General features: G+C 44.8%; 1 protein-coding gene. It reads right to left on the bottom strand.

Annotated elements, in window-relative coordinates:
• Positions 1–241, bottom strand: a 241-nt coding sequence (locus tag SB717_RS39100) for a MutS-related protein (RefSeq protein ID WP_410908661.1), incomplete at both ends; no start/stop codon positions are given.

The following is a 241-nucleotide window of genomic DNA, read 5'->3' as shown; positions in this document are numbered from 1 at the left end:
CCTTAAACTTATAATCGAAGAAAAGTTCTCCGTTGACGATATGGGCATCAAAATATCGATTTTCCACCTCTGGAAGTTCATCGGCAAGGGTGCAGAGGCTTAAATCGTGGGTGGCCACCATGCCCGTAGATCCATTTCGCACCAAACGCTCAACAAATTTTTTAGAACCTTCCGCCTTGTCCACGCTGTTGGTGCCTTTCAGTATTTCATCCAAAATGACGAAACAGTTGTCCTTTTGCAG

Source organism: Priestia sp. SIMBA_032, assembly GCF_046535215.1.
Lineage (GTDB): Bacteria > Bacillota > Bacilli > Bacillales > Bacillaceae_H > Priestia > Priestia aryabhattai.
This window is presented reverse-complemented; position numbering and strand designations above follow the sequence as displayed.